Annotated in this window: 14 protein-coding genes; 11 read left to right on the forward strand and 3 right to left on the reverse strand. The window is 61.2% G+C overall.

All coding sequences use genetic code 11. From position 1 onward, the window contains the following. The first annotated feature begins 60 nt into the window (after positions 1–60). Positions 61–1,272 carry an MFS transporter gene (locus ACQPZ2_RS29135; RefSeq protein WP_433521384.1) on the forward strand — a complete coding sequence of 404 codons (1,212 nt, stop codon included), beginning with the start codon at positions 61–63 and terminating at the stop codon, positions 1,270–1,272. Positions 1,273–1,415: 143 nt separating this feature from the next. Here the strand turns inward: ACQPZ2_RS29135 and ACQPZ2_RS29140 are convergent, their stop codons facing one another. Next, complete coding sequence (locus tag ACQPZ2_RS29140) at positions 1,416–2,090, reverse strand: helix-turn-helix domain-containing protein (protein ID WP_433521385.1); 675 nt, start codon at positions 2,088–2,090, stop codon at positions 1,416–1,418. A gap of 250 nt (positions 2,091–2,340) precedes the next feature. Here ACQPZ2_RS29140 and ACQPZ2_RS29145 point away from each other — a divergent pair, with 250 nt between their 5' ends. The 8 genes from ACQPZ2_RS29145 (at position 2,341) to ACQPZ2_RS29180 (ending at position 11,852) form a co-directional block, all read left to right on the forward strand. Beyond that, entirely contained in the window at positions 2,341–3,201 is an 861-nt protein-coding gene (locus tag ACQPZ2_RS29145) for a class II fructose-bisphosphate aldolase (RefSeq protein WP_433521386.1), read from the forward strand. 2 nt (positions 3,202–3,203) lie between these two features. Further along, positions 3,204–4,001: an HAD-IA family hydrolase gene (locus ACQPZ2_RS29150; protein ID WP_433521387.1), complete on the forward strand. Its 798-nt coding sequence runs from the start codon at positions 3,204–3,206 to the stop codon at positions 3,999–4,001. A gap of 8 nt (positions 4,002–4,009) precedes the next feature. Further along, on the forward strand, positions 4,010–4,663 hold the full coding sequence (gene dhaL, locus ACQPZ2_RS29155; protein WP_433521388.1) for a dihydroxyacetone kinase subunit DhaL: 654 nt from the start codon (positions 4,010–4,012) through the stop codon (positions 4,661–4,663). Positions 4,664–4,739: 76 nt separating this feature from the next. Then, entirely contained in the window at positions 4,740–5,735 is a 996-nt protein-coding gene (gene dhaK, locus ACQPZ2_RS29160) for a dihydroxyacetone kinase subunit DhaK (RefSeq protein WP_433521389.1), read from the forward strand. A gap of 419 nt (positions 5,736–6,154) precedes the next feature. Continuing rightward, positions 6,155–7,495, forward strand: coding sequence for a hypothetical protein (locus tag ACQPZ2_RS29165; RefSeq protein ID WP_433521390.1), 1,341 nt, complete (start codon positions 6,155–6,157; stop codon positions 7,493–7,495). A 115-nt stretch (positions 7,496–7,610) separates the two neighbouring features. Then, on the forward strand, positions 7,611–9,839 hold the full coding sequence (locus tag ACQPZ2_RS29170; protein ID WP_433521391.1) for an MMPL family transporter: 2,229 nt from the start codon (positions 7,611–7,613) through the stop codon (positions 9,837–9,839). A gap of 91 nt (positions 9,840–9,930) precedes the next feature. Further along, positions 9,931–11,154, forward strand: a complete 1,224-nt coding sequence (locus ACQPZ2_RS29175; protein ID WP_433521392.1) for a sensor histidine kinase — start codon at positions 9,931–9,933, stop codon at positions 11,152–11,154. Positions 11,155–11,162: 8 nt separating this feature from the next. Further along, positions 11,163–11,852 (forward strand): response regulator transcription factor, encoded by a 690-nt coding sequence (locus tag ACQPZ2_RS29180; protein WP_433521393.1) that lies wholly within the window; start codon positions 11,163–11,165, stop codon positions 11,850–11,852. Positions 11,853–12,729: 877 nt separating this feature from the next. Here the strand turns inward: ACQPZ2_RS29180 and ACQPZ2_RS29185 are convergent. Together ACQPZ2_RS29185 and ACQPZ2_RS29190 are read right to left on the reverse strand one after the other, a co-directional pair. Then, complete coding sequence (locus tag ACQPZ2_RS29185; protein WP_433521394.1) at positions 12,730–13,170, reverse strand: cupin domain-containing protein; 441 nt, start codon at positions 13,168–13,170, stop codon at positions 12,730–12,732. A gap of 14 nt (positions 13,171–13,184) precedes the next feature. Further along, positions 13,185–14,045, reverse strand: coding sequence for a fumarylacetoacetate hydrolase family protein (locus tag ACQPZ2_RS29190; protein ID WP_433521395.1), 861 nt, complete (start codon positions 14,043–14,045; stop codon positions 13,185–13,187). 167 nt (positions 14,046–14,212) lie between these two features. Here ACQPZ2_RS29190 and ACQPZ2_RS29195 point away from each other — a divergent pair, with 167 nt between their 5' ends. Together ACQPZ2_RS29195 and ACQPZ2_RS29200 are read left to right on the forward strand one after the other, a co-directional pair. Beyond that, entirely contained in the window at positions 14,213–14,611 is a 399-nt protein-coding gene (locus ACQPZ2_RS29195; protein ID WP_433521396.1) for a RidA family protein, read from the forward strand. A gap of 162 nt (positions 14,612–14,773) precedes the next feature. After that, complete coding sequence (locus ACQPZ2_RS29200) at positions 14,774–16,390, forward strand: AMP-binding protein (protein ID WP_433521397.1); 1,617 nt, start codon at positions 14,774–14,776, stop codon at positions 16,388–16,390. Positions 16,391–16,487: the final 97 nt, after the last annotated feature.

Raw genomic sequence — 16,487 nt, forward strand, 5'->3', positions numbered from 1 at the left:
TTAAGGTTGATGATGGTACGGGCACTATCGGTATGGAGCGTTGGAGTATTCGCATACGGTGTGGCTGTACTACAACGCACTTCATTCGGGGTATCAGGAATTCAGGCAGCCGATCGATTCGATGTGAGCGCCTCGGTCTTGTCCGGATTCGTAGTTCTGCAGGTCGCAATATACGCGGCGATGCAGATTCCAGCCGGAATTCTATTGGACCGATTCGGATCCCGAGCCACGCTTGCTTCCGGCGCCCTCATCCTTGCGCTCGGTCAGATTTCATTGGCGCTCACGGACGACCTCTCGCTGGCCATCGCGGCCCGAGCAGTAGTAGGCGCTGGCGACGCGTTCACGTTTATATCTGTATTGCGACTTCTTCCTCGCTGGTTCTCCGAGGCTCGCGTACCGTTGTTCTCACAGTTAACGAGTATGCTTGGTCAGGCTGGCCAACTATTGTCAGCTGTCCCTTTTACGACAGTATTGATCACGTCGGGCTGGACTTCAGCGTACCTCTCCGCGGCTTCGCTGGCGGTGATCGGTTGCGTGCTTACACTCGCAATCGTTCGAAACAGCCCTTCCGGAGTCGATGTCGAGGTTACGTCCGCTAGTTTTGCCGATCTACCTCGGCAGGTGCGTGCAGTGTGGCGCACCAACGGAACCCGGCTGGGCTTCTTAACTCATATGGGCACATCTTTCCCGATGACAGTATTTGCGCTCATGTGGGGAGTGCCGTTTCTCACTTACGCTGAAGGTCTTTCTCAGAGCGAAGCGGGCGGAATGCTGACGATATCGGTGGTCACTACGACTGCTGTCGGCCCTGTGCTAGGAATGCTCAGCGGCAAGTACCCGAACCTCCGAGGCGCGCTGGTGATCGGCGTGATCGCAAGCAATATCGTAGTCTGGACATCGATCTTGCTCCTACCGCACCCGGCGCCCGGATGGCTACTCATCCTACTGGTCGCTGTAATGGCCCTCGGTAGTTCGACCGGAATGATCGGTTTCGATTTTGCACGAGCGAGCAACATGCGTCAGACCATGGGAACTGCGCAGGGGATAGTGAATGCCGGAGGGTTCTCCGCAGCACTGTTGGTGATTATGGGTATGGGTCTTGTGCTCGACTACGCGGGTGGCTACACGTTGGCAGCTTTCCGAATCGCATGGTTACTGGTGTACGGAGTCTCGTTGCCAGCCGCGGTCGGCGTGTTCTTTCTCATGCGACAGGTACGCGCGAACGACAGGCTCGACCAATCGCGGTCGGCAGAGGTCGGCTCGATCAATTGATGCACACGAGCTTGCGCTCCGTAAGACCAAGCTGACCGAAAGGCCAATTTTATCTGCATCAGTGGGCGCTTTCGAGATTCGGTACGATTAGGCGCGCAATAAACTGCAGCGATCCCGGCGATCTTGACGGACAAGCGTCTCCTTCAGAACAACGCCAACGATCGTAATCGCTGCAATCCCGATTCGCGATTACAGCGCATATATCGTTCCGCGCCCAGCCAGCCCCGCGCACCTGAGACAGCAGGAAGAATGCCAAGCCGGACGCGTCGAGGCTGGACGGTCGGGAAGCCGGACGAATCCTTCGATGGCATTTCATCCCGCTCCTCCCGATAGCCTCGACAACAAGTGCGGTAGCCATATAGAGGGCGGGGTTCGACGAACTTGACGTCGATCTGCACGCGATGGCCCGGCCGCCGCTTTTCGTAGCGTTTCCAGCGGCGGTCGTGGCGCTTGTAGCGCGGTGAGGCTGGAAGCCTGCCCATGTCGAGGCGTTTGAGGATGCGCCACACCCCGGACTTGCTGATCTCGATGTCGTGGTAGCGCTGCAGATACATCCGGATCTTGTCTGGCCCGAAGTGGTAGTTCTGCCGCAAGTGGATGATCTTCTCGACCACCTCGGCCCGGGTGGCGTTCGGGCTGGACCGCGGCCGCCGGGACCGATCGCGCAGTCCATCCACACCCTCGGTTTCGTAGCCGCGCAACCACGTGTAGTAGGTGGGACGGCTGATACCGAAGTAGCAGCAGGTCATCGCCACATTGCCGCTGACTTCCTCGACGTGGCGAAGGACCGCCAGGCGCCGACGCACCTCGCGGTCCATTACAGGCTCACTCACCCGAATCTCCCTAGGGCTCAAGGGATCCGAGTGTCAAGCATCTCCGTCAGTTTTATACCGACAAGCATTTCCGCCAGAACCGTTGAAAGCATGTCGGCCTTTACTACGCGAGACCGACGCCCCGCACTCGCTCGCCGTGCCGAACGGCTACGTAGGTAAGTAGGGGTTTTCCCCAGCCGAAAGATGGGGAGATTCACGACTGCCTTCGGCACTCCGCATCCATATCCTGAACGCCATGCCCGTCGTTCCTCTAACCGACATCCTTTCCGACGCTTTCGACAAGCGGTATGGCGTACCCGCAATCAACGTCTTCAACGACTTGACATTGGAGGCCGTGCTCGCCGCCGCCGCCGAGCGACGTTCACCGCTGGTGGTGCAGACGTCGGTGAAGACGGTCCGGTCGATCGGCCTCGATGTGTTGTGGTCCATGTGGACCTCCATGACCACCGGCATCGAGGTACCAGTCGCGCTGCACCTGGACCATTGCCCAGACCGCACAGTGATCACCGCCTGCCTCGAACGTGGTTGGAACTCCGTCTTGTTCGATGCTTCGCATCTGTCAGTGGAGGAGAACACCCGCCAGACAATAGAAGTCGTCGCCGAGGCGAGACGCCACGGTGCGCACGTCGAGGGCGAGATCGAGTCCATCACCGGAGTCGAGGACGGAATCGGATCGGACGCCGAAGCCGTACGCCAGCCTCTGCAGGTGGCGTTGGACTTCCTGAAGACTACCGGCGTCGATGTATTCGCTCCCTCGATCGGCAACGCGCACGGAACCTACAGGGCCGCCCCCGAGCTGGATGTGCAGCGGGTGTCGGACATTGTCGCAGCCTATCCGGTGCCGATCGCATTGCACGGTGGTAGCGGGCTGGATGATGCGCAAGTCAAGGACCTCGTTGCGCGTGGTTGCGCAAAGGTCAATATCTCCACCGCCCTGAAAGAGACGTTCATGCAGGGCAGCCTGAGGTACTTGCGCGATACCGAGACACACGGCAAGTGGGATCCACCGTCATTGTTCAGGGCTGTTCGGCAGGATTGCATCGATCTGACGCAAGGGCTGATGGATTTGCTCGGCAGTAGTGGTCGGGTGATCTAGACGTGCCTGCACTTATCTACGACTGCGACGGCGTCCTCGCCGACACCGAGCGCTATGGACACCTGCCAGCGTTCAATAAGACTTTCGAGGAATTCGGGCTGCCCGTCCGCTGGAGCGAGGAAGACTACGCTGAGAAACTGCTCATCGGCGGAGGCAAGGAGCGCATGTCGACGATGCTGACTCCCGAGTTCATAGCCGCGGCCGGGCTGCCAGCAAATCTCGATGAGCTCGCAGCCCACGTCGCGGAGTGGCACCGACGGAAGACCGAAATCTATACCGAGATCATCGCAAGCGGCACCATACCACCACGCCCTGGGGTGCGTCGGCTGACCGAAGAGGCAGCCGACGCCGGATGGTCGCTGGCCGTCGCATCGACATCCGCGGAGGCATCGGTGCGCAGTGTGCTGCGCCATACGGTCGGCGAGAAGCTGGCCTCGCGATTCGAAGTCTTCGCGGGAGACGTAGTCGCGAAAAAGAAGCCCGCACCTGATATCTATCGTCTGGCAGTCGACACACTGCAGATACCGGCAAGTTCCGTCATTGTCGTTGAAGACAGCCGAAACGGCTGGCTGGCGGCACTCGCAGCAGGCCTGACCTGCGTTGTGACCACCAGCAGCTATACGATCGACGAAGACTTCACAGGTGCCGGGCTGGTGGTGTCTTCGCTTGGGGACGTGACCGAACCGCTTCAAGTGAATGCCGACCCATTCGGCCTCGACCCGACACCATGTGTCCGTCTCGACCACCTCACCAGCCTTCTGACCGGTGCCGCGCAGTGCCCGGCCCAACCTTCCATCTAGGGGTAGCTATGCAATCAGCTTCGGCAGCGAACCTGCAATTCGTTGTCCGGACGATCGCTCAGGTGGCGGTCGATAACGAGACACAGTTCTGCGATCTCGATGCAGTAGTCGGTGACGGCGACTTCGGATATTCGCTTGCACGTGGATTCGAGATAATCATCGCCGACTGGGACACCATCGACCGGACGTCACCATCGGCATTTCTGCAACAAGTTGCTATCACGATTTCCAAGCGAGTCGGCGGCACTTCCGGTCCGATATGGGGGACTGCGTTCCTGCGGGCGGCCATCGCGGTCCGGGACAAGCAGGATCTGACGAGCGACGACGTAGTGGCTATCTTGCGCAGTGCCGCCGAAGGAATAAAAAAGCGCGGCAATTCCGACGTCGGCGACAAAACATTGCTCGACGCGCTGGTCCCCATGACCGACGCGATTGCCATGCATTTAACAGCCGATCCGACCGCGGCTGCGGCAGAGATCGCAGAGGTCGCCTCGAAGGCGGCCCGTGCGGCAGCCGATGCGACGTCCGCGATGCGAGCCACACGTGGGCGTGCCAGCTACACCGGCGACCGCAGTATCGGCTCACCCGACGCCGGCGCTATCGCAGTCGCGGTGATGGCCGAGGCGGTCGCCAGGAATTGGCCCCCAAGAGCATCCCTCTGACCTCCCCTCTCCCTGGACCACGACCCGCAGTCGTCCGCTGTGGGCTTCTCGAACGACAAGACAGCTGGAGAATCGCATGAAGAAATTCGTCAACGACCCGAAGAACTTCGTCCCCGAGATGTTGGAAGGTCTCGCGCTCGCCAACCCGGACACCCTTCGCTACGTTCCGGAGTACAACTTGATCATGCGAGCCGACGGTCCGCGCGCCGACAAGGTCTCGATCATCCAAGGCTCCGGTTCGGGACACGAGCCGGCGCACGTCATGACGGTCGGCAAGGGAATGCTGGATGCAGCCTGCCCAGGTGATGTTTTCGCCGCGCCGCCAACCGACTACGTCTACGAGACGATCAAGCTACTGGCCTCGCCCAAAGGTGTGCTCTTGCTGGTCAATAACTACACCGGCGACCGCATGACATTCGAGATGGCCCAAGAACTCGCCGAGGCAGAAGGCATCATCGTCAAAACCCTGTTCATCGACGACGACGTATCCGTCCAAGACTCGACTTACACCGTCGGCCGGCGCGGCGTCGCAGGTAACTTCTTCGTCATGAAGGCGGTCGGCGCTGCCGCCGAGCGTGGTGCCGACCTCGACGAGCTCGTACGCATCGGCGAGAAGGTCAACTCGGTCACGCGTTCGATGGGCATGGCGCTCACAGCCTGCACTCCTCCGGCAAAGGGTTCGCCGCTGTTCGACCTCCCCCCTGACGAGATCGAGATCGGCGTGGGCATCCACGGCGAGCCGGGCCGTCGCCGCGAGAAGCTCATGTCGGCCGACACGATCGTCGACGAACTGCTGGATGCCGTCCTCGAGGACCTACCGTTTTCCTCGGGCGACCGCGTAGCGTTGATGGTCAACGGCCTCGGCGGTACGCCCATCGGCGAGTTGTACGTGGTCTACCGGCGGGCGCACCTGCGCCTCGCCGAAGCGGGAATCACTCTCGGCCGCAACTATGTTGGCGAATACTGCACTGCACTTGACATGGCCGGGGCATCGATCACCTTGGTACGGTTGGACGACGAAATCGAGTCCCTGCTCGCCGACCCGGCACAGATCCCGATTCGGGTCTTCTAGCCATATATTGCGTCGTCGGGGGCAGTGGTAGGTGCACGAAATAATCGCCATCATCGCCGGCGCGACAGCCGACGCACGCCGAGGCTGAACATCGGCGGCGCGGCCACCACTGTGGATGCAAATGAATATTTGCACGTTCTCTTGAACGAAATCAGTATCCAAGGAGAAATGGTTTTCGTGATTCTCGATCACTAGCACGGCAACCAACGAGCGCGCGGTTGGGGCTGGTTGACTCCCGCCCCAACCGGTAACTCAGTATCCTGGGCGCGTCCATCGATGTCGGTGGAGATCGGAAAATTTCCATGGGCTGCGTCAGCCAAGTTGGCGCCCAACGCTGACGCTCATTCAATTACTGGTTCTATTCAGAAACAGGACGATCGATCGGCTCGCTGCCGAATAAATATTCGATGGAGAAAATAATGCTGACTGTCAACCACCGCATTGACGGTGAAGGGGAAATCGCCATACATACCACCATGGGAAGCCTCGACCTGCCGGCCGCCCGCGGGCACGATGACGTGCTGATGCGAGTTAAAAACCTAAAGCTCAGCAGAGCTGATTCTACATTCCTTCGGCAATCCGGACTCGCCGTCGCCGGGACTGAGCGGTTCCATGATGTCATTCGAACTTTTGCAGTGCCGGAGGGGCACACGCCGCCAGGATTTCGGGTCGACGCGACACTTAAAGGCGGCGGACTGGTCGAGGTGGATCTGATCCGTGACATCGGGTACGACTGGGACAGTATGCGTCGTCCAACAGGTGTGATCTACTCAGCTGATTCGGCGAATCCATACGAGGTGGCCCCCATCGCAGGGCTGCTGGGAAATTTGACCTGCAACCCAGGGATTGTGTACGATTTGTTCCTCAATAATCCTGAGGCGAATATCGGAAATCACTTCACAAGCCTGACCGAGGTAATGACCGAGCTAGGAAGCACTCTCGGACCGGGGGTGGACGTCAGCGTGGAGCTGGAAAATCCATTCGAGCCCGACTTCGAAAAGATCCTCGCAGAGATCGAGCCTTACAAGAAAATCCTGTCGCCCTACCGGCTCGTTGTGAAGGTGCCCCATACCGGGCCGGTTAACGCGGAAAATGTTAATAGACTTCTTTCTGGCGACAAGCGGCTACCCGAATGGTACGCCGCTCCTCGTACGGAAGATGCATTCAGATCACACAACTTGGCTCTTCGCCTTCGCGAGAAGGGGTACCGGGTCAACTATACGCTGATGTTCGAACCGTACCAGGCTGCACTCGCGCTTCAGGCGAAGCCGTATTTCATAAATGCCTTTGTACGACATCGCCTCCTTCAGTCCAAGAGAATCCTTGCTCTGGTTCGTTCGTACCACGACAGCCGAGATAAGAAACACCTGATGGAACTCCGTGACTACTTGGCCAGTGTCGACCACATAGTCAATGGCAATGAATTCGAGGATCTCGTCGACATCCTTCACTACGCAGAAAATATACTAGCTTATCGAAAAATCGACAGCAGCGAAGGAGCGGACGGATTGGATAACCTGCGCCATATTCTTCGATTGCTCAAACAGACCAATCTGACGGATACGCGAGTAATTGCATGTTCGATGGAAGGAACTGAAAACTACCCCGACATCGATAAACTTATGGTGGAACCAGAATTCTCCGATGTTATCAACCGCCTAGTCATTACGGCCGAGCCGAGCTATTTGGCCCGTTTCACCTCGGCCAGCCAGGTCGTTTCTTACCAACGTCGGTTCATGAGCGCCGCCGCTAGCCACTGATGTCACGTACTGCGAATGGCGAACTCAGGGTGCGGACGTACTGCATCTGCAGTATTCGCAAGATCCTCTACAGGAACGATGCCGACTACCGAGCCGTCGATCCACAATAGCGAGCATGTCGAAATTCCTGTACCGGCTCGGCCGGTTTGCATTCGAGAAGCGGCGGCTGGTCTTGATGCTGTGGCTTGGGACACTGGCCGCGCTGATGGTGGGGGCTGCAAAGGCACCGCCGCCGCCGCCGGATACTTTCTCGATTCCGGGTACCGAGTCCCAGCAGGCATTCGACCTGATCGGTGAGCGTTTCCCGGGGTCGAAATCCGATGGGGCGGAGGCGCGGATCGTTTTCGTGGCGCCCGAAGGCCAGCAGATCACGTCCGAGACGAACAAGGCCACAGTCGAGAAGATCGTGGCAAGTGTGGCGAGCAGTGCACAGGTGAAAAGCGCGCTCGACCCCTTCCAGACCGGCGCGGTCAGTGAGAACGGCACAACTGCCTACGCAACCGTGAGCTACGGGGCGACCCCCGACGACCTCACAGAAGCAAGCAAGACGGCGCTCAGCGATGCGATCAGCACTGGCAAGGCTGCAGGTGTCACCGTGGAGATCGGCGGGTCCGCGCTTCTCGTCCAACCCCAGATGGGCGGCGCTACAGAGGCAGTCGCCATCGCCTTGGCGGCCGTCGTGCTGATGGTCACCTTCGGTGCGCTGGCGGCCGCGGGCCTGCCACTGATCACCGCCCTGCTCGGAGTTGGCGTCGGTATCGCGGCGATCCTGGCGATCGGGATGTCCACCACGACCACCACCCTCGCCTTGATGCTCGGGCTCGCGGTCGGTATCGACTACGCGCTATTCATCGTTTCCCGCTACCGGACTGAACGCGCCCAGGGGTACAGCGCCGAGGAGGCGGCAGGCCGTGCCGTCGGAACCGCTGGATCAGCCGTGGTTTTCGCGGGTCTCACCGTGGTCATCGCACTCGCAGGACTAGCCGTCGTTGATATTCCGGCCCTTACCGAAATGGGTCTGGCCGCAGCGGGCACCGTCGCCGTCGCCGTCACCATCGCCTTGACCCTACTTCCCGCGCTGCTCGGGTTCTTCCAGCGGGCGGTCATGCCGCGCGCCTTCCGCAAGGCGCTGGCTGTGAACGGCGACCAGGCACGCGCAGCAGCGGCTGCTGCGGAGGCACAGCAGATTCGGCCTGAGAAGCTCGGGGTCGGCACTCGCTGGGCGCGGTTCGTCGTGCATCGGCGGGTGGCCGTGTTCCTGACCGGTCTCGTGGGTATGGGTGTCCTCGCCTTGCCGGTCACGAGTCTCGAACTCGGAATGCCGGGGGACGAATCCCAGCCGACCTCCACGACACAGCGCCGCGCCTACGATGCGCTCGCCGCGGGATTCGGGCCCGGATTCAACGGGCCACTCACCATCGCCGTGGACGTCCGGGGCGTCAACGATCAGAAGGCCGCGCTGGACGAGGTATCCAAGACCATGGCGGCGTCGACCGGCGTAGTTTCGGTGTCGTCGGCGATGTTCAACCAGGCTGGTGACGCGGCCATGCTCAGTGTGGTACCCACCACCGGTCCGTCGACCACCCAGACTGCGGATCTCGTGCACACACTGCGCGACCAGGCCGACATGCTGAGGTCGGCGACCGGCGCGACGGTGCTGGTCACTGGAGCGACCGCGATGAATATCGACGTCTCGCAGAAGATGGCCGATGCCCTGCTGCCTTACCTGGTGGTGGTGGTCGGACTGGCGATCCTGTTGCTGATAATCGTGTTCCGATCGATCGCGGTACCGATCAAGGCTGCGCTCGGCTTCCTGCTCTCCGTCGGTGCGGCGTTCGGTGTGATCGTCGCGGTCTTCCAATGGGGCTGGCTGGCGAATCTGCTTGGTGTGCATCAGACCGGACCGGTGATGAGCATGATGCCGATCTTCCTGATCGGCGTGGTATTCGGCCTCGCGATGGACTACGAGGTTTTCCTGGTCACCCGGATGCGTGAAGCCGTCGCACACGGCGCGCAAGCGAATGACGCGATCGTCACCGGTTTCCGACACAGTGCCCGTGTCGTGGTGGCCGCAGCAGCCATTATGATCGCGGTGTTCGCCGGATTCATCGGTGGTGACCAGCCGATGATCAAGATGATGGGCTTGGGGCTGGCTGCGGCTGTCTTCTTCGACGCCTTCGTCGTCCGTATGACCCTGGTCCCGGCAGTGCTTGCCATGCTCGGTGAGAAGGCTTGGTGGTTGCCACGGTGGCTGGCAAGAATCCTGCCGCAAGTGGATGTGGAGGGCGGGAACCTGAGCGCCGTCAAGACGGTCGAACCGGAACTCGAATCTGCCCGCGTCTGAATCGAAATGGCTGGTAGGTCGTACCGTTGGACGGCCTACCAGCCATTTCTGGACCGACGGATCGGGCGCACGATGACGAGGAGAATCGCATATGACCGCCGAATGGTCGCAGTGGTCGAAGCGGCACGGACAGACCGTCGACGTAATTGTGGCCATTCTGCTGTGCGCGATGGCCACCTATGCGAGCCGGTTGGCGATTGACGTCCCCGGTCGGGGGCCAGTGGTAGTCCGGCCGGCGTCACTTGCGGTGTTCGACCTGTCGGCGCTGGCCTCGATAACGCTACTGTGGCGGCGGCGGTTTCCAATTGCTGTGCTGGCGATCACCACCGCCTGCGGCGTCGCGATTGGCGCCATAGGTTTCGACGTTTCGGTCCTCACCGCGGGCGCGGCTTTCGTCGCGGCGTACTCGCTCGGCTTGTGGTCCTCCGATCTGCGCACGGCGAAGATCGTGCCGGTGGTCTCAGGCGCCGCGTTGTTGATCACCTCGCTCCTCGAGCAATTCGATCCGGTCGTGACCGGGGGACGGATCACGCTGGTCGCCGGCGTCCTGGTAGCGGGTGCGTTCGCCGAGGCCGGACGCAGCCGGCGCAATTACCTGGCGGCACTGCACGCGAGAGCCGAACTGGCCGAACGGACTCGTGAAGAGGAGGCGCGGCAGCGGGTCGCCGAGGAACGGCTGCGGATCGCGAGAGAACTACACGACATCGTTGCACACCACATGGTCCTGGCACACGCCCAAGCTTCTACTGCCGCATACCTTTCGCGTAGCCAGCCGGATCAGGCACAGGAGATTCTCGATCAACTTGCTGGCACAACTTCAGCAGCACTGCGGGAACTCCGGGCCACCGTGGGGCTGCTGCGCGACGACGACGACTCGGACGTCCCACTGGAACCGACGCCAGGTCTAGCTCAATTACCAGAACTGCTGGCCACTTTCGAACAGGCCGGCCTAACTGTCTCGATGTCGGCCATCGGAGCGCGGCGGCCGCTCTCACCCGTCGCTGATTTGACGGCGTATCGGACGATCCAGGAGGCACTCACCAACGTCACCAAACACGCGGGCACCGCGTCGGCAGCCGTCGCGCTGGTCTACTCCGAGCTACTGCTGACAATCAGCGTGACCGACGATGGTGGCAAGCCATCCGACCATACTCGCGGCGAACAGCGTTCGGAGAGTGCCGGCTACGGTCTGATCGGAATGAAAGAGCGAGCCGCCTCCGTCGGAGGCTACCTGCACGCCGGCCGACGACCGGATGCCGGCTTCGAAGTCACCATCGAGCTTCCCCTCGAAACATCGAAAGAGTCTGACGACTAGGACCAGATATGAGCATCCGAGTATTGTTGGCCGACGATCAAGCACTGCTGGCAGGAACATTCCGGCTCCTGATCGATTCGGCCGAGGATATGGAAGTCGTCGGCATCGCTGGAAACGGCCGTGAAGCAGTCGAAGTGGCCCGGGAATCCGCGCCGGATGTGGTGGTGATGGACATTCGTATGCCCGGTGTCGACGGAATCACTGCTACTCGGGAGATCTGCGCGGACCCGACGCTGCGCGCTACCCGTGTTCTGATCCTAACCACTTTCGAACTCGACGAGTACGTGGCACAGGCTCTTCGCGCCGGAGCCAGCGGATTCCTGGGAAAGGACGTCGGCCCCGACGAGCTCCTGCGCTCCATCCGCGCCGTCGCCGCGGGCGACGCCCTGCTCTCCCCCACCGCGACCCGCGCGCTGATCGCCCGATTCCTCGCCCGTCCCGAAAACCACCTGCACCCGGCCGAATCCCTGCAGGTCCTCACCGCCCGCGAACGCGAAGTCGTCGCCATGGTTGCGGAGGGCCTGTCCAACGAGGAGATCGCCGAGAAGATGTCCGTCAGCCCCCTGACTGTGCGGACCCACGTGCAGCGCGCCATGTCGAAAGTCGGGGTCCAGAACCGCGCGCAACTGGTGGTGATCGCCTTCCAGTCGGGGCTGGTTCGGCCCGAGCCACCACGGCGGCGTGACCGCCATCCTTGAACGCTCGGGTGTCGCGTACCGCAGCGGCAGCGCTGGCGGGCACTGCTCGGCTGCCATATCGGAGTCGGCTGGTCAGGCCCACATCCGACCGGCTGACTTGGTCATTCGAAATGGGCAGCTGTACCGCTCCTGGCAACACTGCACGGTCTAGAACAGAAAGTGGAAGACGTCCTTGTCATGCGTATCACCCTGCCCTTCCATTCCGCTGCCTAGCGCACCCTCATAGAAGCCGGTGCCGCCGACGACCACAAAGGGACAGCGCCGTCGTCGACTCGCCAGCTCGATGTAATTGCGATGGCTCCATCCGTGAGCCTGAAGGTCCCGTTGCAAATGAAGAGGGCACGCTCAAAGGAATCACCGCCCTCCGCGGCAATGCACGTTGTGCGAAACCGACCGACGCGCTTCGTTTCGATTCGTCGAGGAGCGTCGTCGCCACCGTGGCGGTGTTGCCCGGCGCGATGCTCCCACGCCGGGCGCTCAGCGAATCGCCATCTGTCATCGGAGTCGTGGACTCGTTCACCTCGTAGAGCGTCACGGTATTCGTTCCGCACTTTTGCGCGCAGTCGGATGTATGAGCAATCCCACCAGTATGGGTACGGCGAGGTCAGCGGTGACCGAGGCTCGGTTCCTCCTGTTTGCGAACGGCACAGCGAGCTGCGGCCTAGCGACGGGTGTGTAGCCGCTGAACTACGCCTGCTCGGCGAATCTGCGAATCACCCGAAACCAGAGCGGTCGTCAGCGCATGGATACACAACTTGCCCAGGCGCATATGACTGCAGCACTGGTCCCTTCGTCCGGACACAGCAAGCGCCGACATACGCCGACCGATCAACCCTGCCGGATCAAGCAGTACCGCCGCGCCGACCGCGTGCCGCAGTCAGGCGCGCCGATAGCCGATGAGGATGGAATCGTCCACTTCGGGGAGATTGACGACGATGTTGTCCGGCGTGCGGCACGTCAGCCAAACCAATTTCTCGGTGGTGCTCATATTCACCTCGACGTGCGGCATGAACGGGGGGACGAACACGAAGTCACCCTCACTCATATCGACGTATTCCTGGTAGTTCTCACCGAAGTAGATTCGTGCCACTCCGGTTAAAACATATCCACCAGTTTCAGCCTCGCCATGGTGATGAGGCAGCGATCGGTAGCCTGGCTCATTGGTCACCTTGCCATACCAGATTTTGGTGGCGGGTGTGTGCTGAGGACTGACACCCGATACCCGCACGGCACCGCCCGACTGAGCAGTTTCGCCGTACTCTTCCCCGGCGCGCGTGACGATCGGAGCAACTCTGGTGCCGGTGTTCTCACTGGTCATTACGATTCCTTTCCTTACCATCCGTAAGCAGACCGTGACGGTTCGTGTTCGGTAATTCGGTTGCGTAGCAATCCGATTCCTTCGATCTCGGTCTCGACGACGTCGCCGGCCCTGAGGAATCGGGGCGGCTCTGCGGCGATACCGACGCCCCCTGGTGTTCCGGTCAGCACGACATCTCCCGGCCGAAGCGTGGTGAACTCCGAGATGTAGGTCAAAAGCGTGGCCGGATCGAAGACCAGATCGTCGGTCGAACCGGTTTGCTCCTCGATCCCATTGACACGGCACGTGATCCGCAGGCCGTCGGCGGGGTCGATTTCGTCGGCTGTGACAAGTTCCGGCCCCAGCGGAGTGGTGGCGTCGAAGGCCTTGCCCTGCAGCCACTGCGGAGTCCGGCGCTGCCAGGAACGCACAGAGAAATCGTTCGCCACAGCGTATCCGGCTATCCCCGCACGTGCGGTTTCGCGATCGGCATGTCGGAGTACTGCACCGACCACGATCGCGAGTTCGGCCTCCCAGTCCAGCATTACGCTCTCGGCCGGGCCTGGTAGAACCATATCGGCATTCCATGCTGTGAGCGTGTCGGCGAACTTCGCGAAGAGGGTGGGGAATTCCGGCTCCGGTCGGCCCATCTCGACGATATGGGCGCGGTAGTTGTGGCCGCAACAGATGATTTTCCTGGGCGTCGTCACCACCGGAGCCGATCCGACGGCTGCGGTGGGCTCGGGGATCGGCTTCGTGAAGCTTGCCGCCGAACGCCAGCCTGGCCCGGCCACCAATGCTCCGACATCATCGGCGGTCGTCGCGTACCACTCGCCGCCTAGACGGACTTCGGCGCGGGTTGCACCGTCATCGGTTCGAACTGTACGAAAGCGCATCGCTGAATACTCCACGGACTCGGCCGCCCCTGTGAGGAACCAGAGCGACGGTAACAAGCAATATATTGCGTACTATTGACGGTGGCAAGGATATCAGCATATTTTGTGTTAGACCATAGCTAACCGAGGCTCGCAAAGCACTGCGAGTCCGCATCGAAAGGGCCGCCATGTCAGTTGCGCGCATCAACCCGCCGGAACTCTCCAAGCCCTCCGGTTTCGCGCATGCCACGCGCCACCGCGACATCGTGCACCTGGCCGGACAGACAGCGCTCACGCCGGACGGCACGATCATCGAGGGCGGCATCGTCGCACAGTTCCGGCAAGCCTTGTCCAACGTCCTAACCGCTCTGAACGCCGCCGGCGGCCGACCCGGCAACTTACTGAGCGTCACGATCTATCTGCTGGATATCCCCGATTACCAAGCGAACGGCAAGGAGATCGGGCGCATTTGGCGCGAACTGGTCGGCTCCGACTATCCAGCAATGGCAGGCATCGGAGTGACTTCACTGTGGCAACCCGAGGCGCTGGTGGAGATCCAAGCCGTCGCGGCGCTCGGCGAAGACTAACCCTGCCCCAAGGATCCGGCGAATCGGCTCGCAGCCACTACCGTCCGTAAAATCAGAGAAACATATTTTAGATGTTATAATGCGCGATTGACGGCCGTCTCTACAACGCACTATTTCTGCCGGGTTTGTTAGATCCCAGTCCTTCGAAAGGGCCGATTCCCGATGCTCTCTCCCTCAGCACATACGGACACCTTCTGCAGGGACAACCTTCCACCTGCACAGCAGTGGCCGGAGTTCATCTTCGACCTTCCCGGTCTCGAATATCCCGATCGGCTCAACTGCGCGACGGCGCTCCTCGATGCGGCGGTGGCGACGCATGGCCGAGCGCGTCCCTGCATCCGTACCAGTGAGGCGACCTGGACCTACGGGGACCTGCTCGACCGGGCAAACCAAATCGCTAACGTGCTCACCGAGTCGTATGGGCTGGTACCCGGCAATCGTGTGCTTCTGCGAGGCCCCAACAGTCCGTGGCTGGTTGCTTGCTGGTTCGGCGTTGTCAAAGCCGGCGGCGTGGTGGTTACGACGATGCCCATGCTGCGCGCCCCTGAGCTGTCGAAGCTGATCGCCTTGACCCGCCCGGCCCTGGCGTTGTGCGACAGTCGTCTGCTCGACGACTTGTCCGCGGCCGACCCTTCGCTCTTGATCGTCCCGGTCGGCGGCACCACTCGCGATGACCTCGCGACACTTGCGCCGTCGAAGTCAACGGTCTTCGACGATGTCGAAACGGCCGCCGACGACGTGGTACTTCTCGCTCCGACATCCGGCACGACCGGTACGCCGAAGGCGACGATGCACTTCCACCGCGACGTACTCGCCAATGCGGACACCTTTTCTGCCCATCTGCTGCGACCGAGTCCTGACGACGTATTCACCGGCACTCCCCCGCTGGCTTTCACTTTCGGTCTCGGTGCGCTAGTAATTTTCCCGATTCGAGTGGGCGCCTCGGTGGTCCTGCTCGAAAAGGCCGATCCGGCGTACCTCGTCGATGTGATCGAAAAACACTCGGTAACAGTGCTGTTCACCGCTCCGACCGCCTACAAGGCACTGCTCAAACGAGACGATCTGCACCGCGTGCAGACGCTGCGCCGTTGTGTGTCGGCCGGCGAAAACCTCCCCCTCGCGACGTACAACGGGTTCTACGAGCGAACCGGTTTGCAGCTGATCAATGGCATCGGCGCCACCGAGCTCCTGCACATCTTCATATCCGCTGCCGACGACGATATCCGCCCCGGCGCCACCGGGCGCCCCGTCCCCGGATATCGAGCCGAAGTCCAGGACGAGCATGGGGACCCGGTGCCCGACGGGACTGCTGGACGGCTTGCGGTCAAGGGCCCCACGGGTTGTCGTTATCTGGGCGATCCACGCCAGCGTGATTATGTGCGAAACGGCTGGAATCTGACCGGAGACACCTACACCCGAGATGCCGACGGATACTTCTGGTATCACGCTCGCAGCGACGACATGATCGTATCGTCCGGGTACAACATCGGCGGACCAGATGTCGAGGCCGTCATCGACCAGCACCCAGATGTCGTCGAGAGTGCGGTGATCGGAATTCCGGACGAAGACAGGGGCATGATCGTGCACGCCGCGATCGTTCTGCAGCCGGGCGTATCAGGCGACGCGGACAAAGTCAGCGACATACAGGATTTTGTCAAACACACCGCCGCGCCCTACAAGTATCCCCGCAGCATCGAATTCGTCGAGACCTTGCCTCGCAATCCATCCGGCAAAATCCAGCGGTTCAAAATCCGTGAGCGCTGGGGTTCGAGCCGGTGAAGAGCGTAACTATCTCCCCGAACGCTCCAGAGCGACTCGGCAACCGACCGCTGCCCAACGACGGATCCTCGACGGATCCTGACTCGAGAATCGTGAG

It is taken from the genome of Nocardia pseudovaccinii (genome assembly GCF_050942345.1).
Classification (GTDB): Bacteria; Actinomycetota; Actinomycetes; order Mycobacteriales; family Mycobacteriaceae; genus Nocardia; species Nocardia pseudovaccinii.